The sequence below is a fragment of the Oleiharenicola lentus genome (assembly GCF_004118375.1).
Lineage (GTDB): Bacteria > Verrucomicrobiota > Verrucomicrobiia > Opitutales > Opitutaceae > Lacunisphaera > Lacunisphaera lenta.
Genome location: NZ_SDHX01000001.1, coordinates 1,606,897 through 1,626,938, shown reverse-complemented (window position 1 = coordinate 1,626,938; position 20,042 = coordinate 1,606,897). Strand labels below are relative to the sequence as shown.

The following is a 20,042-nucleotide window of genomic DNA, read 5'->3' as shown; positions in this document are numbered from 1 at the left end:
TCATTCCCATGAAACCTTCCGCCTCCAGCTGGAACTCCTCCCTGATCCGTCGCGCCGCGCTCGACGCTTTTCGCAAGCTCGATCCGCGCGAACTCTGGCGCAACCCGGTCATCTTCGTCACAACGCTCGGTGCCGTCCTGGTCACGCTGACCGCCGTGCGCGACCTGTTCGCCGGCGTGCTTACCGGTTTCACGCTCCAGATCACGCTCTGGCTCTGGTTCACCGTGCTCTTCGCCACCTTCGCCGAGGCGCTGGCCGAGGGCCGCGGCAAGGCCCAGGCCGACTCACTCAAACGCGCCCGCGCCCAGACTTTCGCCCGGCTACTGCGCGGCGACCACGAGGAGCGCGTCGCCGCCCCCGACCTGCGCCGGGGCGACATCGTCGTGTGCGAGGCGCGCGACATCATCCCCGCCGACGGCGAGGTCATCGAGGGCATCGCCAGTGTCGACGAATCCGCCATCACCGGCGAATCGGCCCCGGTCGTCCGCGAAAGCGGCGGCGACCGCAGCGCCGTCACCGGCGGCACCCGCGTGCTTAGCGACCGCATCATCGTCCGTGTCACGGTCGAGCCCGGCGGCGGGTTCCTCGACCGCATGATCGGCCTCGTCGAGGGCGCGTCACGCCAGCGCACGCCCAACGAAATCGCCCTCGGCATCCTCCTTGTCGCGCTTACGGCGGTGTTCCTGCTCGTGGTCGCCACCCTGCCCTTCTTCGCCCGCTTCAGCGAGCAACTCGCCGGACAACCCGGCGCCGTGGACACCTCCCTGCCTGTGCTGGTCTCGCTGTTCGTCTGCCTGATCCCGACGACCATCGGCGGCTTGCTCAGCGCCATCGGCATCAGCGGCATCGACCGCCTCATCCGCCGCAACGTCATCGCCACCTCCGGCCGCGCCGTCGAGGCGGCGGGTGACATCGACGTGCTGCTGCTCGACAAGACCGGCACCATCACGCTCGGCAACCGCCAGGCCGTCGAGTTCCTGCCCGCACCGGGCATCGCCGCCGAGCGCCTGGCCTCGGCCGCCCAACTCGCCTCTCTGGCCGACGAAACCCCCGAGGGCCGCAGCATCGTTGTGCTCGCCAAGGAGAAATTCAAACTGCGTGAGAGGGAGGTCGCGGCCCCACACGCCACCTTCGTGCCCTTCGCGGCCCAAACCCGCATGAGCGGCGTGGATCTCGACGGGCGCAGCACTCGCAAGGGCGCCGCCGACAGCGTCCGTACCTGGGTGAACGCCCAGGGCGGCGTCTGGCCCGACGAGGTCGCCGCCACCGTGGAGCGCATCGCCAAAGCCGGCGGCACGCCGCTCGTCGTGGCGGAGGACCGCGCCGTGCTCGGCGTCATCTATCTCAAGGACGTTGTGAAGGGCGGCATCAAGGAGCGCTTCGCCGAGCTCCGTCGCATGGGCATCCGCACGGTGATGATCACCGGCGACAACCCGCTGACCGCCGCCGCCATCGCGGCCGAGGCCGGCGTGGATGACTTTCTCGCCCAGGCCACGCCCGAGATGAAACTCGCGCGCATCCGCCACGAACAGGCCCAGGGCCGGCTCGTGGCCATGACCGGTGACGGCACCAACGACGCCCCCGCCCTCGCCCAGGCCGACGTTGGCGTCGCCATGAATACCGGCACGCAGGCCGCGCGCGAGGCCGGCAACATGGTGGATCTCGACTCCAACCCCACCAAGCTGATCGAGATCGTCGAGATCGGCAAACAGCTGCTCATGACCCGCGGCTCGCTCACGACGTTCTCCATCGCCAACGACGTGGCGAAATACTTCGCCATCATCCCCGCGATGTTCGCGGGGCTCTACGCCGTCTCCGGCGGCGCCGGTCCGCTGGCCGCCCTCGACCTGATGGGCCTGCACTCGCCGCAGAGCGCCATCCTCAGCGCCGTCGTTTTCAACGCGCTCATCATCATCGCCCTCGTGCCGCTCGCCCTGCGCGGCGTCGCCTACCGCGCGCTGCCCGCCGCCGACCTGCTCCGGCGCAACCTGCTGGTCTATGGTGTGGGCGGACTGGTCGCGCCGTTCCTCGGCATCAAGCTCATCGACCTCGCGCTCGTCACCGCCGGTCTCGTCTGATGAGCATCGCCATGAAACCGCCCCGACAGATGCCGCGCAACCAGGTCATGTTCATGGCTGTGCTGATCCTGCTCGCCGCCCTGGTCGTGCTGCTCTGGTTCAATGATCCCGCGCATCGGCCATCCGGCAAGTCCCGCGTGGACTGGCCGCCCGTTTCACCCGCCAAACCCTGAATCACCTTCCCATGAAAACCTTCTTCTCCAGCCTGCGCCTCCTCGGCGTCCTCACGCTCCTGACCGGGCTGCTCTATCCGCTCGCCGTGTGGGCCGTCGGGCAGGCTTTCTTCCGCGATGCGGCGGAAGGCTCGCAACTCCATCGCGAGGGTCGGCTCGTCGGTTCGGCCCTGCTCGCGCAAAAGACCACCGATCCGCGCTACTTCTGGTCTCGTCCTTCCGCCGGCGACTACGCGACGGTCGCCTCCGGGGCCAGCAACCAGGCTTGGAGCAATGCCAAGCTCGCCGCCGCCATCGCCGAGCGCCGGGCCGCCCACGGCGGTGCCGCCGCCCTGCCCGCGGATCTCCTCACCGGCAGCGGCGGCGGACTCGATCCACACCTCTCGCCCGCCGCCGTCATCGCGCAAAAGGACCGGGTCGCCCAAGCGCGACACCTGAATGCGGCCCAACGGATTGCACTCAACGATCTCGTTGCGCGCCACATCGAAGGCGGACAATTTACTCCGGCTCGCGTCAACATTCTGCGCCTCAATCTCGCCCTCGACACCGCCTTCCCGTCGCCGTGACTCCCGACCCCGCCGCCGCCCGACCCGATCCCGACGCCCTGCTCGCCTCGTTGCGCGCGGCGGAGGCCCGGGCCCGGCGCGGCCACCTGAAGGTGTTTCTGGGCATGTGCCCGGGTGTGGGCAAAACCTACGCCATGCTGCGTGCCGCCCAGCAGGAACGCGCGGCGGGCACCGACGTGGTCGTCGGCCTCGTCGAAACCCACGGACGCTCCGAGACCGAGGCGCTGCTGTCCGGCCTCACCGTCCTCCCGCGCAAGGTCATCGCGCACCGTGGCACGGAACTCACCGAACTCGACCTCGAGGCCGTCCGCGCCCGTCGGCCCAGGCTCGTGCTGGTGGACGAACTCGCCCACACCAACGCCCCCGGCTCGCGCCACACCAAGCGCTGGCAGGACGTGGTCGAGCTGCTGGAGGCCGGCATCGACGTGCTGACCACGCTCAACATCCAGCACGTCGAGTCCCGCGCCGATGCGGTTCACCAGATCACCGGCGCCGTCCAGCAGGAGACGGTGCCCGACTCCGTCCTCGATCTGGCCGACGAACTCGAGCTCGTGGATCTCACGCCCGAAACCCTCCGCGAGCGGTTGCAGGACGGCAAAGTGTATCTCGGTGAGCGCGCGGCGGCGGCCCGCGAGAACTTTTTCCAGGAGTCGCACCTCTCCGCCCTGCGCGAGCTGGCCCTCCGTTACACGGCCGAGCGCGTGGACCGCCAGCTTCGCGAACTGCGCGCCAGCACGACCAAGCAGACGGTCTGGCGCAGCGGGGAACGGCTGCTGGTCGGCGTGGGATCAAGCCCGTTCTCCACCCAACTCGTGCGCTGGACCCGCCGGCTCGCCGCGGCGCAGGGAGCACCGTGGCTGGCGGTGCATGTCGAGCCGGTCACCCCGCCCTCGCCCGAGGCGCAGAAACTCCTCGACCGCAACCTGGCGCTGGCCCGGGAACTCGGCGCCGAGATCGTCGTGTCGCCCGGACCGGACATCGCCGCAGCCCTCGTGCGCGCCGCGTTGCAGCACAACGCCACCCAGATCGTGGTCGGCAAGCCCCGCCACGCGTGGTGGACACGCTACCTGCCCGGCGGCTCCCTCGTGGATCGCATCATCCGGCTTGGCGGCAACATCGACGTGTATGTCGTGCCCGCCGAGACCGGCGGCCGGCCGCTCACGCTCGACGACCTCGACCACGAGCTGCGCAGCGGCGCCGGCGAATACGCCTGGGCCGCCGGCACCGTCGCCGCCCTGACCCTCGCGGCCACTCTCCTGCCGGCCAACTACTACCTCGCCGCCGGCCTGGTTTACCTGCTGGCCGTCATCCTGCTCAGCCTGCGCGTCGGGCGCGGCCCAGTGCTCATGGCCGGCGTGCTCAGCGCGGTGACCTGGAACTTCCTCTTCATCCCGCCGCGCTTCACCTTTCGCATCGAAAAGATCGAGGACGGCCTGCTGTTCGGCACCTACTTTGTCGTCGCGCTCGTGGCCGGCCAGCTCACCTCGCGCATCCGGGCGCAGGCCCTCGCCGAGCGCCGCCGCGAGGGCCGGGCCACCGCGCTCTTCAACCTCACGCGCGCCCTTGCCGAGGCGCGTTCGCTCGACGAGGCCGTCTTCGCCGCCCTCCGGCAGGCCGACGCGCTGTTCAACGCCCGGACCTCGCTCCTGCTGGCCGTGGGCGACGGTGAACTCGCCCCGCATTACGCCGGTTCCCTGGCGCTCGACGACAAGGAGCGGGGCGTGGCCGACTGGGTCTTCCGGCACCGGCGCCCCGCCGGACGCTTCACCGACACCCTGCCCGCCGCAGGTGCATTTTACCTCCCGCTCGTGCGCGAGAACCACGCCGTCGGCGTGCTCGGCGTGGCCGTGCCGCGGGAAGCGTCTCTCACCCTGGCGCAGCGAGACCTGCTGGAGGCCTTCGCCCGCCAACTCGCCCTGAGCGTGGAACGCGAGCACCTGCGCGACGCCAGCGAGCGCGAAAAGCTCCTCGCCGAGTCGGAAAAGCTCCACCGGGTGCTGCTCGACAGTGTCTCGCATGAACTGCGCACTCCGCTGGCCGTGATCGGCAGCGCCTTGGAAAACATCCAGGATGCGCCGCCGGAGCTGCGCGCGGAACTCGTGCGCGAAGCCCGTTCCGCGGCCGGCCGCCTGAACCGCCTGGTGGGCAACCTGCTCGACCAGACGCGCCTCGAAAGCGGCGCCCTGCGTCCTCGCCTCGATTGGTGCGACGCCCGCGATCTCGTCAACGCCGCGGTGGACGGCGTGCGGGACAGCCTGGCGGTTCACCCGCTGGAAATTGTCGTGCCTGAAGACCTGCCGCCGCTGCGCATGGACTTCGCCCTGACCGAACAGGCGCTGGCCAACCTGCTGCTCAACGCCGCGCGCCACACGCCCGACGGCACGCCGGTCTTCCTGACCGCCGGGCTGGAGCGCGACGGCCGGCGCGTGTTTTTCACGGTGGCCGACCGCGGTCCGGGTTTCCCGCTGGCGATGCGCGAGCGGCTCTTCAAGAAATTCGAGCGCGGCGACGCGGCCCGGGCCGGCGGGCTGGGCCTCGGCCTTTCCCTGGTGCGCGGCTTCGTGACCGCACAGGGCGGCGAGGTCATGGTCGGCGAAAACCCCGGCGGTGGCGCCGTGTTCACCATTTACCTGCCGCATACGGCCCCGCAGAATCCGCCTCCCGAATGAGCAGCCAGCCGCCCATCCCCGCCCCAACCCTGCTCGTGATCGACGATGAAAGGCAGATCCGACGGCTGCTGCGCGTGACGCTCGAGGGCGGCGGCTATCAGGTGCGCGAGGCCGAGAACGGCACGCTCGGCCTGCAGGAGATCGCGCACGCGGCCCCCGACGGGATCATCCTTGACCTCGGCCTGCCCGATCTCGACGGCACCGAGATCATCCGTCGCCTGCGCGAGTGGTCGCACGTTCCCGTGCTGGTGCTGTCGGTGCGGGAAACCGAAGACGACAAGATCGCCGCGCTCGACGCCGGCGCCGACGACTACCTGACCAAGCCTTTTGGCGGCCGCGAACTGCTGGCCCGCGTGCGCGCGATTCTCCGCCGGATGCCGGCAGCAAACGAACCGGCAGTCGTGCGCATCGGGGACCTCGAAGTGGACCTCGCGGCCCGTCAGGTGCGCCGGGCCGGCCAGGAGGTTCACCTGACAGCCAAGGAATACGCCATGCTCAGGCTGTTGGTGCAGCACCGCGGCAAAGTCGTCACCCACCGGCAGATCCTCCGCGAGCTCTGGGGTCCGGCCGCCGAGGAGCGCACCGATTATCTCCGAGTGCACATGACTCACCTGCGGCAGAAGCTGGAAGCCGAGCCGGCCTCGCCCCGGCATCTGAAGACAGACCCGGGGATTGGCTATCGGCTGGTGGCCGAGGGCTGATGGCCGGCTCCGGGTGATTTGCCTCGCTATGCGGGACCAAAACCCGGCTAATGACCCGCTATGCCATTTTCCAAGCTCGGGCTGCCGCCCGCCCTCGTCAACGGAGTCAAGGCCATGGGTTACACCGACCCGACGCCCATCCAGCTCCGCGCCATCCCCGTCGTGCTCGGCGGCGGCGACCTCATCGGCTCGGCCCAGACCGGCACCGGCAAGACCGCGGCCTTCGCCCTCCCCACCCTCGCCCGCCTCGGCAAACACGAGCCCCGCGGGCCGCGCGTGCTGATCCTCGAGCCCACGCGTGAACTGGCCGCGCAGGTCGAGACCGCCTTCCGCGACTTCGGCCGCTTCACCGACCTCCGCGCCACCGTCGTGCACGGCGGCGTCGGCTACGGCCGCCAGCGGAGCGAGCTCCAGGCCGGCACCGATATCGTCATCGCGACGCCCGGCCGCCTGATGGATTTCATCAACGAGCGCACGCTCCGCCTCGACGGCGTCAAGATCCTCATCCTCGACGAGGTGGACCGCATGCTCGACATGGGCTTCGTGAAGGACGTGAAGAAGATCATCGGCATGTGCCCGAAGGAGCGCCAGACTCTGTTCTTCTCCGCGACCGTCCCGCCCGAGATCGAGGAGGTCGCCCGCTTCGCGCTGCGCAACCCCGCCCGCGTCGAGATCGGCGTTTCCCGCACGGTCAACCAGTCGGTCACCCACGCTTTCTATCCCGTGCCGCAGGGGCTCAAGTTCGACCTGCTCGTCGCGCTGCTCGAGAAGACCGACTTCCACAGCTGCATCGTGTTTTCCCGCACCAAGCACGGTGCCGACAAGATCGCCCGCAAGCTGAAGGCCGCGAACCATTCCGTCGCGGTGCTCCATGCCAACCGCTCCCAGAACCAGCGCGTCGAGGCGCTCGCCGGCTTCAAGTCCGGCAAATACGAGGTGATGGTCGCGACCGACATCGCCGCCCGCGGCATCGACGTGGCCGGCGTATCACACGTCATCAACTACGACATCCCGGCCAACCCCGAGGACTACGTCCACCGCATCGGCCGCACCGGCCGGGCCGCCGCCGTGGGCGACGCCTTCACCATCACCACACCCGACCAGGCCGGTGAGATCCGCGATATCGAGCGCTTCATCGGCCAGAAGGTCCCGCAGCTGAAGCTTGAGGGCTTCAACTACCACGCCCAGCCCAAGCCCGCCATGGGCTTCCAAGGCGCGGCCCCTGCCCACGGCCAGCGGCCGCAGCACGGTCACGGTGGCGGGCGCGGTGGTCAAGGCGGACACGGAGGCGGTCGGGGCCAGCCGCAACGCGAGCAGCGCCACTTCCAGCCTTCCAGCCAGACCCAGGCGCCGCAGCAGGCCCAACCGCAAGGACACGGTGGCGGCCACGGCCAGCAGCCCGCGCATCCATCGCGCAAATTCGGCAACCTTTCCCGCGGACGCTGGCAGCGGCGCTGAGCGCCGCACCGGCTTTCAGCTCACCTGGCGGCGACGGCGCAACAGCGCCACCGCCGCAAGGCCTGCCCCCATCAGGGCATAGGTGCCCGGCTCGGGCACCGCCTGGATGCGGAGCTGGTTGGTCAGGTAAGTGACGTGAAAGTCGTAGGGATTGCCGGCGAAATAGGCGGTGAAGGCGTCGCCGGAATTGGGCAGGCCGGCCAGATACCCCGAGATGCCGCTTCCGCCGGAGGTGATGTCGATGAGGGTGTAGATGCCGTCCGGAGTCGGCGCACTGAGAAGATTCAGGCTAAGTTGCAGAAGTCCGGAGCCGAGGCTGATCGTGCCCGGGTTCTGGAAGACCAGTTTGTCCGCAGTGGTGGCGTCCAACTCCACCTCAAAGACCGAAGCGCCCGTGACGAGGAGATCGCTGCCGGCGGTGAAAGTCATCGTGCCGATCGAATTGCCCGGCGCGATCGTGCCACCCGCCATGGTCACCGCCCCGCTGACCGTGCCGGCGCCACCAAAGAAGCCCGTGGCGGTGTTGGTCAGCAGATCATTCGTGTAAAGCGTGCCGGCCATCAGCTTCAGCTGGCCGGCATTGGTCATCGGCGAATAGATATAGAGGTTGCCGCCATTCTGGGTGATGGTGCCGCCGGCTGAATTGATCGTGGCATCGTCACCATAATAACCCAGGTAGAGCGTGCCGGTGTTGATCGCAATGGAGCCTTGGTTGGTCAGGGTCTGGGCGTAAAGATATCCGGTCGTATTGATGCTGTGGGTCAAGGTGCCTTGGTTGATGATCGCCGTGCCGGCGCTGCTGTCACTGTAGAGGGAAATGGAACCCGACACGGTTGTGGCGGAATCCAGGGTCAGGGAATTGTTGGTTCCCTGCACATAGAAATAGCTCCCGGTGCCCTGGGTGATCGTCTTGCCGCTTAAAGTCCCGCTTTGCTGCCAGTAAATGCCCGTATTGGCCGCCATGCTGAGCAGGGTACCGGTGAAGGTGGCATTGTTCTGCAGCCGCACGTAGCTGCTGGCGGCAGCCAGGGTGAGATCGCCGGTCAGTGTCGCACCACTCAGGTAGCCGCCAGACGAGGTGAAGCTCAATGCGCCGCTGGCAATGGTGCCTCCGTTGATCGTGCCACCATAGAGCTCATATGCGCCGCCCGTTGGCGTGTTCAGCGTGGCAGCGGTGTTGTCGATCGTGCCGTTAAGCAGGGCCCGGCCGCCGCCGCTGATCGTCACGTTGCCAAGGTTGGCCGTCGTGTTGTCACCATCCCACAGCAGGTTGCCGCTGTTCTGCGCGGTCAGCGTGCCGTTGTTGTCAAAGTTGCCCCGCAGATAAACAAAGGTGCCCGAACCGTCCGCGGTCACCGCGCCCGTGTTCGTTGAGTTGTAGCCGGCACTCGGATAACCCAGATATAGATAGGTGCCCGCTGACGCGGTGATCGTGCCCGCGTTGGTGAAGTTGCTGGCGTAGATCTGGCCGGACCCGACATTGTGCGTCAGGGTGCCCTGGTTGGTGATCGCCGTGTTCGCGCTGCCATCCGAATAGATGCTCACATCCCCCGTCACCGTCGTCGCACTGTCCAAGGTCAGCGCATTGTTGGCCCCGCTCACGTAGAGGTAGGCGCCGTTGCCCAGCGTGATGCTTTTGCCCGTCAGCGTGCCCACCTGCTGCCAGTAGAGGCCCGCGCTGTTGGCAAACGTGGCATTGGCGCCCGTGAAGTTCGCAGCGTTGGTGAAACGCACGTAGCTGCTCACGGTGGACAGATTGAGATCCCCCGTGACACTTGCCCCGCTGAGGTAACCGCCCGAGCTGGTGAAGCCAAGCGCCCCGCTGGCGATGGTGCCACCCGTAATCGTGCCGCCGTAAAGTTCGTAGGCGCCGCCCGTCGGGGCCGTCAGCGTAGCCGAGGTGTTGTTTATGGTGCCGTTGAGCAACGCCCGGCCGCCGCCGCTGATCGTCACGTTGCCAAGGTTGGCCGTCGTGTTGTCACCATCCCACAGCAGGTTGCCGCTGTTCTGAGCGGTCAGCGTGCCGTTGTTGTCAAAGTTGCCCCGCAGATAAACAAAGGTACCCGAACCGTCCGCGGTCACCGCGCCCGTGTTCGTCGAGTTGTAGCCGGCACTCGGATAACCCAGATAAAGATAGGTGCCCGCTGACGCGGTGATCGTGCCCGCGTTGGTGAAGTTGCTGGCGTAGATCTGGCCGGACCCGACATTGTGCGTCAGGGTGCCCTGATTGGTGATCGCCGTGTTCGCGCTGCCATCCGAATAGATGCTCACATCCCCCGTCACCGTCGTCGCACTGTCCAAGGTCAGCGCATTGTTGGCCCCGCTCACGTAGAGGTAGGCGCCGTTGCCCAGCGTGATGCTTTTGCCCGTCAGCGTGCCCACCTGCTGCCAGTAGAGGCCCGCGCTGTTGGCAAACGTGGCATTGGCGCCCGTGAAGTTCGCAGCGTTGGTGAAACGCACGTAGCTGCTCACGGTGGACAGATTGAGATCCCCGGTGACACTTGCCCCGCTGAGGTAACCGCCCGAGCTGGTGAAGCCAAGCGCCCCGCTGGCGATGGTGCCACCGGTGATCGTGCCGCCGTAGAGCTCGTAGGCGCCGCCTGTCGGTGCCGTCAGCGTGGCCGAGGTGTTGTCGATCGTGCCATTGAGCAAGGCTCGGCCGCCGCCCGTGAGGGTGACGTTGCCCAGGTTGGCCGACGTGTTGCTGCCGTCGAACAGCAGGTTGCCGCTGTTCTGCGCCGTCAGCGTCCCGTTGTTGTCGAAGTTGCCGCGCAGGTAGACGTAAGTGCCGGAGCCATCCGCGATCACCGATCCCGTGTTCGTCGTATTGTATCCGGCACTCGGGTAACCCAGGTAAAGGTAACTGGCACCCGTCGCCGTAATCGTGCCGGCGTTCGTGAAGTTCGCCGCGTAGATCGAGCCGCTGCCTAGGTTGTGCGTCAGCGTGCCCTGGTTCGTGATGGCCGTGCCGGCACTGCCATCACTGTAGAGCGAGATGCCGCCCGTCATCGCCGTAGTGATGTCCAACGTGAGGGCGGTATTCGCCCCGCTCAGATAGAAATAGGCACCGTTGCCCGTGGTCAGGGTCGAGGAGTTTAGCGTCAGGCTGTTGCCCGTCCCCTGCACATAAACGTAACCGCTATTGCCGAGGGAAAACGTGTGGTTCGCCAACGTGCCACTCTGCTGCCAGTAGAGACCCGCGCTGTTGCCCAAATTGACAATCGTGCCCGTGAAACTCGCGTTGTTGGTGAAGCGCACATAGGCGCTGTTGCCCACGGTCAAATTGCCGTTGAGCGTGGTGCCGCTGAGGTAACCACCCGAACTGGTGAACGAGAGCGCGCCGCTGGCAATCGTGCCGCCCGAGATCGTGCCGCCGTAAAGCTCGTAAGCGCCGCCTGTCGGTGCCGTCAGCGTGGCCGAGGTGTTGTCGATCGTGCCATTGAGCAAGGCTCGGCCGCCGCCCGTGAGGGTGACGTTGCCCAGGTTGGCCGACGTGTTGCTGCCGTCGAACAGCAGGTTGCCGCTGTTCTGCGCCGTCAGCGTCCCGTTGTTGTCGAAGTTGCCGCGCAGATAGACGTAAGTGCCGGAGCCATCCGCGATCACCGATCCGGTGTTCGTCGTGTTGTATCCGGCACTCGGGTATCCGAGGTAAAGGTAGGCTCCACCGGTCGCCGTAATCGTGCCGGCGTTGGTGAAATTGGCCGCGTAGATCGAACCGCTGCCAAGGTTGTGCGTCAGCGTGCCCTGATTCGTGATGGCCGTGCCGGCACTGCCATCACTGTAGAGCGAAATGCCGCCCGTCATCGTCGTGCCAGTTCCCAGCGTCAGGCTGGTGTTCGCCCCGCTCAGATAAAAGTAAGATCCGTTGCCCGTGGTCAGCGTCGAGGAGTTGAGCGTCAGGCTGTTGCCCGTACCCTGCACATAAACGTAACCGCTGTTGCCGAGGGAAAACGTGTGATTCGTCAAGGTGCCACTCTGCTGCCAGTAGAGACCCGCGCTGTTGCCCAGACTCACGTTCGTGCCCGTGAAACTCGCGTTGTTGGTCAACCGCACATAGGCGCTGTTGCCCACGGTCAAGTCGCCGTTGAGCGTGGCACCGCTAAGATAACCGCCCGAACCGGTGAAGCTGAGCGCTCCGCTGGCGATGGTGCCACCGGTGATCGTGCCGCCGTAAAGCTCGTAGGCGCCGCCCGTCGGGGCCGTCAGGGTAGCCGAAGTGTTGTCGATCGTGCCGTTGAGCAGGGCGTGCCCTCCGCTGGCGAGGACGACGTTGCCGAGGTTGGCCGTCGTGTTGTTGCCGTCGAACAGCAGGTTGCCGCTGTTCTGCGCGGTCAACGTCCCGTTGTTGTCGAAGTTGCCGCGCAGATAGACATAAGTGCCGGAACCGTTTGAAGTCACCGTTCCGGTGTTCGTGGAATTGTAGCTGGCACTCGGGTAACCCAGATAAAGGTAGGTGCCGCCCGTCGCCGAGATCGTGCCGGAGTTAGTGAAGTTCGCCGCATAGATCGAACCACTGCCAACGTTGTGTGTCAGCGTGCCCTGGTTTGTGATGGCCGTGCCGGTGTTGCCATCGCTGTAGAGCGAGATGCCGCCGGTCATGGTCGTGCTGGCGTCCAGCGTCAGGGCTGTATTCGCCCCGGTCAGGTAGAAATAAGCACCGTTGCCCGTGGTCAGCGTCGTGGAATTGAGCGTCAGGCTGTTGCCCGTACCCTGCACATAAACGTAGGCACTGCTGCCGAGAGAGAAGGTCTTGCCGGTCAATGAGCCGCCCTGTTGCCAATAAAGCCCCGCACTGTTGCCAAAGGTCGCGTTGGGGCCGGTGAAGGTCGTGCCGCCGGTGAAGGTCGCCGTGGTGCTCGCGTTGAGCTGGATGCTGTCGTTGAGCGACTGGCCGGTGTAGGTGGTGCCATTGACCAGGATAATTTGTGCGCGCAACGAACCACCGACGGCAATCAACAGCAGCGCAGCGAGGAGGCGAATCCAGCGAGACATGCGGCCAGTTTGGACGCAGGAGTCTGGCAGCCAATCCCAAACAGATGCTTTGCGCCACAGTTCACACTGGCCGATCAGCCGGGGCTCCAAGTTCTAACGATGGGGGAATATTCCCGAAGATGCTTTGGACCAGACGATTATCAGCGCACCTGCAACGTCTCGCCCGAGTAGTCGAGGCCAAGCGACGGGATGACGACCGCCTTGCGGCTGCCGTCCTTGCGAACCTTTCCGGCGACCCAAGCATCGTGCCCGGCGGCCTTGGCCGCGGCGAGCGTGGCCTCGACGGCCGCGGGGGAAACATAAGCCGCGAAACCCACGCCCATGTTGAAGGTCGCGTAAGCCTCGCGCAGGTCGATCGGGCCGGCCTCCATGAGGAATTTGAACAGCGCCGGGATCGGCCGCGGCTCGGTGATCTCGTAAACGAACGGCTCCTCCAGCCGCATCAGCTTGCGCCAGCCGTGACCGGTGACGTGCGAGACGTAGTTGAGCTTCACGCCGGCCTGCTGGCACTTCACCACGAAGTCCACGTAGATGGCCGACGCCGCGAGCAACGCTTCGCCGTAGGTGCGGGCGTCACCGTGCCCAATCGGTGTTTGGTAACCGGCGGGGAGTTTCTCCGCGATGAGGCGGCAAAGGCTGAGGCCGTTGGTCTGCACGCCGGTCGAAGCGAGGAAGATGATCGCATCGCCGTCCTTCACCTCGCCGGTGATGCGCTGCGACTTCGGCGCGATTCTGCCGATGGCCGAGCCGGCGAGCACGATGGCGTCGGGATGGACGATGCCCTTGAGCGTGGGCGTCTCGCCCCCGCCCCACACCGCGCCGGCGCGGTGGCACCCTTCGGCCCAGCCGTCCACGAGCGCCTGCATGCGCTTGGCGTCCGTGAACCACTCGGAAGCGCCCACCGCCGCGTGCATGGCGACCGAGATCGGGCGCGCGCCGCAGGTGATCAGGTCGTTCACGATCGTCGCAACCGTGTCGATGGCGATCTCGCGGTAGAAATTCTTCCCGGTCTGCGCATAGACCACGTCGGCCACGAGGTTCTTGGTGCCGAGACCCTCCTCAACGTGCGCCAGGAAATGGTCGCCGGCTTCGATGAGGTAGGCGCTCTCGCCGCGGGTCGTGGCGGGTTCGGCGTAACCGTGCGCGGCGAGTTCGTTGCTGGTGCCGCGGGCGGCCTGCTGGCAGGCGCGTTTGAACGCGTCGAGCTGGTCGTAACGGACGCCGGAGGATTCGTAGGAAAGGGACATCAGTAGGAGCGGCCCTCGGCCTTTTCAAAGTAGTTCACGAAAGCCTGGTTCACGACGCGGTAGCCGCCGGGGGTCGGGTAGTTGCCGGTGAAATACCAGTCGCCGCTGTGGTTCGGCAGCGCGCGGTGCAGCGCCTCGACGGACTGGAAGATGATCTCGATCTCGCCCTTCCAGCCGTTCGGCTTGGGCGACACCAGCTCGGTGATCCGGCGGGAAAGCTCCTCGTCGGCAAAGGGCTCGTAGATTTTCTTCACCTGGTTCACCGGCGACTTGCCGGGATTCTTCAGCTCCTCGCGACAGAGGCGGTAAACCTCCTCGATGAGCGCACCCTGCCCGCGCTCCTTGAGCAGTGACACGGCGGCCTCGAAGGCGATGAACTTGCCGATCTCGGACATGTCGATGCCGTAGCAGTCGGGGTAGCGGATCTGCGGCGCGGTGGAGGCGATGATGATCTTCTTCGGATTGAGCCGCTTCAGGATGCGCAGGATGGACCGGCGCAGCGTTGTGCCGCGCACGATCGAGTCGTCCACGCACACAAGGTGGTCCTTCGGCTGGACGATGCCGTAGGTGACGTCGTAAACGAGCGAAGCCAGATTGTTGCGCGACTTCTCCTGGCTGATGAAGGTGCGCAGCTTCACGTCCTTGCTGACGATCTTCTCGCCGCGCGGCCAATTGTAGAGAATCAGGTCGTCGATCAGCGCCTCGGTGATCCGGCCGGCCTTCGCCGCGTCGAGCAGGGTCTGCTTCACCTCGGCCCGGCGGCGGAAGCGCAGCTCGCTCATCAGGCCAAAGTAGGCCACCTCGGCGGTGTTGGGGATGAAGCTGAAGACGGAATTCTCCAGGTCGCCGCCGATGGACTTCCAGATCTTGTCGGCGAGGCCGGCGCCGAGGGCCTTGCGCTCGCGGTAGATGTCGGCGTCGTTGCCGCGCGAAAAATAGATGCGCTCGAAGGTGCACTGCGTCTTGGGCAGGGCCGCCTTGATGCGCTCCACGGTAACGCTGCCGGCCTTCTTCATGATCACGGCGCAGCCGGGCTCGACCTCGCGCACGTCCGCCGCCTCGAGATCGAACACCGTGCAAAGCGGCGCACGCTCGGAGGCGAAGGCCACGACCTCGTCGTTCTCAAACCAGTGGCAGGGCCGGATGCCGGACGGGTCGCGGAAAACGAAACCGTCGCCGTTGCCCAGCGCGCCAACCAGCGCGTAACCACCGTCCCAGTTCGCCGAGGCCTCGCGCAGCACGCGGGCCGGGTCGAGCTCGGCGTTGATGCGGCGGGAAATCTCGTCGCCGGGCAATCCCTGCGTGCGGAGCTCGCGGAACAGGCGCTCGTGCTCGTCGTCGAGGCAGAACCCGATGCGCTCGAGGATGGCCTGCGTGTCGGTGGCGAAGATCGGGTGCTGGCCGATCGCGATGAGGCTGTCGTTCAGCTCGTGCGTGTTGGTCAGGTTGAAGTTGCCCGCGAGCATCACGTTGCGGGTCGGCCAGGAGCTGCGGCGGAAAAACGGATGACAGGAACTCAGGTTGTAGCCGCCCGAAGTGCCGTAACGCAGGTGGCCGAGGTAGAGCTCGCCGCAGAAATCGAACTTCTTGCGCGCGGTTTCGGGAAACTCCGGCAGCACGGCGCCCTCGGCGACGAGCTGGTTGTAGCGGGCGAGCAGCGACTGGAAAATCTTGTCGAGGGGGTTGGTCTCGACGTTGCGCTCGCGGAACATGTAGGGCTCGCCGGCCGGGACGTCGAACTTCACGCAGGCCACGCCGGCGCCGTCCTGGCCGCGGTTGTGCTGCTTCTCCATGAGCAGGAAGAGCTGGTTGAAGCCCCAGAGCGGGGTGCCGTATTTCTCCTGGTAGTAGGCCAGCGGCTTTTTCAGCCGCACCAGCGCCACGCCGCATTCGTGGGAGATGAACTCGCTCATGCCCGCTCCCTCCTGTCGCTGGTTACACTGCACCCGGCCGGTATTGAGAGGGAACTGGAGTGGTCGGTTCTGCGCGTCACGGCATTAAAGACCTTCTATCAGCCCAGAGCCCGGCACTCGTCAACGGCTTTCTCGGTTTGCCCGCGGAAGTGACTCGGAAACTGCCGAGAACCCTGCAAAAACCCGCGGCTGTGCGGGTATGCCCGTTACCCCGCTTGACGCGCCGGGGCCGTTTGTGAACATCGCGCTTTAAGACCATGCTGATCCTTCGCGGCTCACCTGCCCTCTCCTCCTTCCGGCTCCAAAAACTCTTGGCGGACCTCGTCGCCGCGGGCCTCTCCGTGAAGGCCGTCAATGCCGACTTTGTGCATGTGGCCGAGGTGGACGGCGAACTAAGCGCCGCGCAGCAAGCGGTGCTGGAAAAACTCCTGACCTACGGCCCCACCCGCGCGACCGTGAAACTGGAGGGCATGGAGCAGATCGTGGCCCCACGGCCCGGCACCATCTCGCCGTGGTCCTCCAAAGCCACCGACATCGCCCACCTTTGCGGCCTCACCGCCGTCCGGCGCATCGAGCGCGTCGTCGCCTACACCTTCGACATTGATCCGCCGGGGTCGCGCTTTCCGTTTTCCCCGCTGTCCGCCGCGGAGCTGAAGAAGCTCCAGTCGAAAATCTACGACCGCATGACGCAGGTGGTCTTCGGCGACCTGCCGGCCTGTGCCGCGCTCTTCCGGCACAAGGAACCGCAGCCGATGACCAGCGTGCCCGTACTCGCCGGCGGACGCGCCGCGCTGGTCGCGGCCAACAAGGACCTCGGCCTCGCGCTCGCCGAGGACGAGATCGACTACCTGGTCGCCGCCTTCACCAAACTCGGCCGCGATCCACACGACATCGAGCTGATGATGTTCGCGCAGGCCAACTCCGAGCACTGCCGCCACAAGATCTTCAACGCCACCTGGGATATCGACGGCTCCGCCAAGGACAAGTCGCTGTTCCAGATGATCAAGAACACCTACCAGCTGCACCGCGACGGCATCCTGTCCGCCTACAAGGACAACGCCGCCGTGCTGGTGGGCTCAAAAGGCGGACGCTTCTACGCCGATCCGCGCACCAACGACTACGTTTCGTCACAGGAGGACATCCACATCCTCTGCAAGGTCGAGACGCACAACCACCCGACTGCGATCTCGCCCTTCCCCGGCGCCGCCACCGGCTCCGGCGGCGAGATCCGTGACGAAGGCGCGACCGGCCGCGGCGGCAAGCCCAAGGCCGGCCTTGTTGGATTCTCCGTTTCAAACCTGCGCATTCCCGGCGCGATCCAGCCGTGGGAAAAAGACTTCGGCAAACCCGGCCGCATCGTCTCCGCGCTCGACATCATGATCGAGGGCCCGCTCGGCGGCGCCGCGTTCAACAACGAGTTTGGCCGGCCCGCCATCAACGGCTATTTCCGCACCTTCGAGCAGCAGGTCCCGGGCGCCAACGGCTCTGAACTCCGCGGCTACCACAAGCCCATCATGCTCGCCGGCGGCCTCGGCAACATCCGCGGCGACCATGTCCAGAAAGGCGCGATCAACCCGGGCGACAAACTCGTCGTGCTTGGTGGCCCCGCCATGCTCATCGGCCTCGGCGGCGGCGCAGCCAGCTCCATGGCCAGCGGTCACGGCAGTGAGGACCTCGACTTCGCCAGCGTGCAGCGTGACAACGCCGAAATGGAACGCCGCTGCCAGGAGGTCATCGACCGTTGCTGGGCGCTCGGCGCCGACAACCCCATCGCCTTTATCCACGACGTCGGTGCCGGCGGCGTGTCGAACGCCCTGCCGGAGCTCGTCAACGACGGTGGCCGCGGCGGCAAATTCGACCTGCGCAAGCTCCCCAACGACGAGCCGGGCATGTCCCCGCTCGAACTCTGGTGCAACGAGTCGCAGGAGCGCTACGTCCTCGCCATCCCGGCCGACCGCATCGAGACCTTCAAGGCTCTCTGCGCCCGCGAGCGCGCGCCCTACGCCATCGTCGGCGAGGCGACCGAAGAAAAGAAACTCGTCGTCGAAGATCCGCATTTCAAGAACACGCCCATCGACCTGCCGCTCGAGGTCCTGCTCGGTAAACCGCCGCGCATGCATCGGAAGGAATCCTCCCTCCCGCGTCCGCAGCAGCCGCTCGATCTCCGCGATCTGACCCTTAAGGAAGCCGTCCGCCGCGTGCTCTCGCACCCGGCCGTCGCCGACAAGACCTTCCTCATCTCCATCGGCGACCGCACGCTCGGCGGCCTGATCGCGCGCGACCAGATGGTCGGTCCCTGGCAGGTGCCCGTCGCCGACTGCGCGGTCACCGCCGCGACCTTCGACGTTTACACCGGCGAGGCCATGGCCATGGGCGAACGTACGCCCGTCGCCGTCAACAACGCCGCCGCCTCGGCCCGCCTCGCCGTCGGCGAGGCGCTCACCAATCTCGCCGCCGCCCAGATCGGCGACCTCGGCAAGGTCAACCTGAGCGCCAACTGGATGGCCGCGCCCGCGGTCCCCGGTGACGCCGCCGACCTCTACGCCGCCGTGCAGGCCGTCGGTATGGAACTCTGCCCCGCCCTTGGCATCACGATCCCCGTCGGCAAGGACTCGATGAGCATGAGCACCGTCTGGAAGGACGGTGAGCAGCAGAAACGCATCACCGCCCCGATTTCGCTCATTGTCTCCGCGTTCTCGCCCGTCACCGACATCCGGCTCACGCTCACGCCGCAGCTGCAGCAGCTCGACGAGACCGTCCTCCTGCTCATCGACCTTGGCCGCGGAAAGAACCGTCTCGGCGGTTCGATCCTCGCCCAGGTCGTCTCGCAGATGGGCGAAGCCACGCCTGACGTGGACAGCGCGACAGACCTGAAGAATTTCTGGAACGTCATCCAGCAGCTCGGCCGCGAACAAAAGCTCCTCGCCTACCACGACCGCTCCGACGGCGGCCTGCTCGCCACCGCCGTCGAGATGGCCTTCGCCGGCCACACCGGGGTGAGCCTCGAGATTCCACACCTGCACGAGCCGTTCGCCGCCCTCTTCAACGAGGAACTCGGCGCCGTCGTGCAAGTCCGCGAGTCGGACCTCGACGACGTGCTGCTCGCCTTCCGCTCGCACGGCCTGAAAGCATGTGTTTCGCGGCTCGGCACGCTCAACCCCGACCACTCGTTCCGCGTCACCCAGAATGGCGAGGTGCTCGTCGAGGAAAACCTCTTCGCCCTCCGCGCCATCTGGTCCGACGTCACGCGTCGCATCGCCACCTTGCGCGACAACCCCGCGCACGCCGAGCAGGAACACCAGGTCCGACTCGACCCGAAGAATCCCGGCATCCGTCCGGTTGTCACTTTCGATATCAAGGCCGCCGCCACTCAGGTTTCAGGTCTCAGGTCTCAGGTTTCTCCGCCCAAGGTTGCGATCCTTCGCGAGCAGGGCGTGAACGGCGAGGTCGAGATGGCCGCGGCCTTCACCCGCGCCGGCTTCCGCGCGGTGGATGTCCACATGACGGACATCCTCGCCGGCCGCGTCTCGCTCAAGGACTTCCGCGGCCTCGCGGCCTGCGGCGGTTTCAGCTACGGCGACGTGCTCGGCGCCGGCGAAGGCTGGGCCAAGAGCGCGCTCTTCAACGACCGCGCCCGCTCCGAGTTTGCCGCCTTCTTCGCCCGCGAGGACGCCTTTGCCCTCGGCGTATGCAACGGCTGCCAGATGGTCAGCAACCTCAAGACGATTATCCCCGGCGCGGAGCACTGGCCTCGTTTCGTGCAGAACAAGTCCGAGCGCTACGAGGGCCGGTTCGTTTCCCTGAAGATCGAGAAGAGCCCGAGCGTCCTGTTCCGCGGCATGGAAGGCTCCGTCATCCCGATCGCCGTCGCCCACGGCGAGGGTTACGCCGAGTTCCCCGACACCGCCGCGGCCGCCGCCTTCAGCGCCTCCGGCCTCGTTGCCGCCCGGTTTGTGGACAATCACCACCAGCCGACGGAGGTCTATCCGCTGAACCCGAACAGTTCGCCCTTCGGCATGACCGCGCTCACGACCCCTTCCGGCCGCGTCACGATCATGATGCCCCACCCCGAGCGCGTCTTCCGCAGCGCCTGCATGAGCTGGTCGCCAAAGGACTGGAGCGAGGACAGCCCCTGGATGCAGCTGTTCTACAACGCCCGGAGTTGGGTGGGTTGACCGCACCTGCCGGACTTGACCGGAGAGGCGGTTAGCGGAACCATGGGACCATGAACATGCGCCCCGCCCG

General features: G+C 66.5%; 10 protein-coding genes. 7 read left to right on the top strand and 3 right to left on the bottom strand.

Annotation, left to right across the window (positions count from 1 at the left end):
• Positions 1-8: 8 nt before the first annotated feature.
• The 6 genes from kdpB to ESB00_RS06740 are packed head-to-tail and all read left to right on the top strand — an operon-like array spanning position 9 to position 7,645.
• Complete coding sequence (kdpB, locus tag ESB00_RS06760; protein WP_129046951.1) at positions 9-2,078, top strand: potassium-transporting ATPase subunit KdpB; 2,070 nt, start codon at positions 9-11, stop codon at positions 2,076-2,078.
• A gap of 11 nt (positions 2,079-2,089) precedes the next feature.
• Positions 2,090-2,251 carry a hypothetical protein gene (locus ESB00_RS19620; protein ID WP_164976079.1) on the top strand — a complete coding sequence of 54 codons (162 nt, stop codon included), beginning with the start codon at positions 2,090-2,092 and terminating at the stop codon, positions 2,249-2,251.
• A gap of 11 nt (positions 2,252-2,262) precedes the next feature.
• Positions 2,263-2,817, top strand: a complete 555-nt coding sequence (kdpC, locus tag ESB00_RS06755; RefSeq protein ID WP_129046950.1) for a K(+)-transporting ATPase subunit C — start codon at positions 2,263-2,265, stop codon at positions 2,815-2,817.
• A complete protein-coding gene (locus tag ESB00_RS06750) occupies positions 2,814-5,486 on the top strand; it encodes a sensor histidine kinase (RefSeq protein WP_218938694.1) in 2,673 nt (890 codons plus the stop codon). Before kdpC ends, ESB00_RS06750 begins: the two co-directional genes overlap by 4 nt.
• Complete coding sequence (locus ESB00_RS06745; protein ID WP_129046949.1) at positions 5,483-6,187, top strand: response regulator; 705 nt, start codon at positions 5,483-5,485, stop codon at positions 6,185-6,187. The genes ESB00_RS06750 and ESB00_RS06745 overlap by 4 nt, the downstream gene beginning before the upstream one ends.
• A 60-nt stretch (positions 6,188-6,247) precedes the next feature.
• Positions 6,248-7,645, top strand: a complete 1,398-nt coding sequence (locus ESB00_RS06740; protein WP_129046948.1) for a DEAD/DEAH box helicase — start codon at positions 6,248-6,250, stop codon at positions 7,643-7,645.
• 15 nt (positions 7,646-7,660) lie between these two features.
• Here ESB00_RS06740 and ESB00_RS06735 read toward each other — a convergent pair whose 3' ends face one another.
• The 3 genes from ESB00_RS06735 to ESB00_RS06725 all read right to left on the bottom strand — a co-directional run bounded on the left by ESB00_RS06735 (position 7,661) and on the right by ESB00_RS06725 (position 15,797).
• Positions 7,661-12,637, bottom strand: a complete 4,977-nt coding sequence (locus ESB00_RS06735) for a beta strand repeat-containing protein (RefSeq protein ID WP_129046947.1) — start codon at positions 12,635-12,637, stop codon at positions 7,661-7,663.
• Positions 12,638-12,777: 140 nt separating this feature from the next.
• Entirely contained in the window at positions 12,778-13,884 is a 1,107-nt protein-coding gene (locus tag ESB00_RS06730) for an AIR synthase related protein (RefSeq protein WP_129046946.1), read from the bottom strand.
• Complete coding sequence (locus ESB00_RS06725; RefSeq protein ID WP_129046945.1) at positions 13,884-15,797, bottom strand: amidophosphoribosyltransferase; 1,914 nt, start codon at positions 15,795-15,797, stop codon at positions 13,884-13,886. The genes ESB00_RS06730 and ESB00_RS06725 overlap by 1 nt, the downstream gene beginning before the upstream one ends.
• 257 nt (positions 15,798-16,054) lie before the next feature.
• Between ESB00_RS06725 and purL the strand changes: the two genes are divergently transcribed.
• Positions 16,055-19,972 (top strand): phosphoribosylformylglycinamidine synthase, encoded by a 3,918-nt coding sequence (gene purL / locus ESB00_RS06720; RefSeq protein ID WP_129046944.1) that lies wholly within the window; start codon positions 16,055-16,057, stop codon positions 19,970-19,972.
• Positions 19,973-20,042: the final 70 nt, after the last annotated feature.

Bases quoted from the DNA above. Each gene is read 5' to 3' on its own strand.
- kdpB (WP_129046951.1), top strand. From the start codon at position 9: ATGAAACCTTCCGCCTCCAGCTGGAACTCCTCCCTGATCCGTCGCGCC.
- ESB00_RS06730 (WP_129046946.1), bottom strand. From the start codon at position 13,884: ATGTCCCTTTCCTACGAATCCTCCGGCGTCCGTTACGACCAGCTCGAC.
- ESB00_RS06725 (WP_129046945.1), bottom strand. From the start codon at position 15,797: ATGAGCGAGTTCATCTCCCACGAATGCGGCGTGGCGCTGGTGCGGCTG.
- kdpC (WP_129046950.1), top strand. From the start codon at position 2,263: ATGAAAACCTTCTTCTCCAGCCTGCGCCTCCTCGGCGTCCTCACGCTC.
- purL (WP_129046944.1), top strand. From the start codon at position 16,055: ATGCTGATCCTTCGCGGCTCACCTGCCCTCTCCTCCTTCCGGCTCCAA.
- ESB00_RS06745 (WP_129046949.1), top strand. From the start codon at position 5,483: ATGAGCAGCCAGCCGCCCATCCCCGCCCCAACCCTGCTCGTGATCGAC.
- ESB00_RS06735 (WP_129046947.1), bottom strand. From the start codon at position 12,637: ATGTCTCGCTGGATTCGCCTCCTCGCTGCGCTGCTGTTGATTGCCGTC.
- ESB00_RS19620 (WP_164976079.1), top strand. From the start codon at position 2,090: ATGAAACCGCCCCGACAGATGCCGCGCAACCAGGTCATGTTCATGGCT.
- ESB00_RS06740 (WP_129046948.1), top strand. From the start codon at position 6,248: ATGCCATTTTCCAAGCTCGGGCTGCCGCCCGCCCTCGTCAACGGAGTC.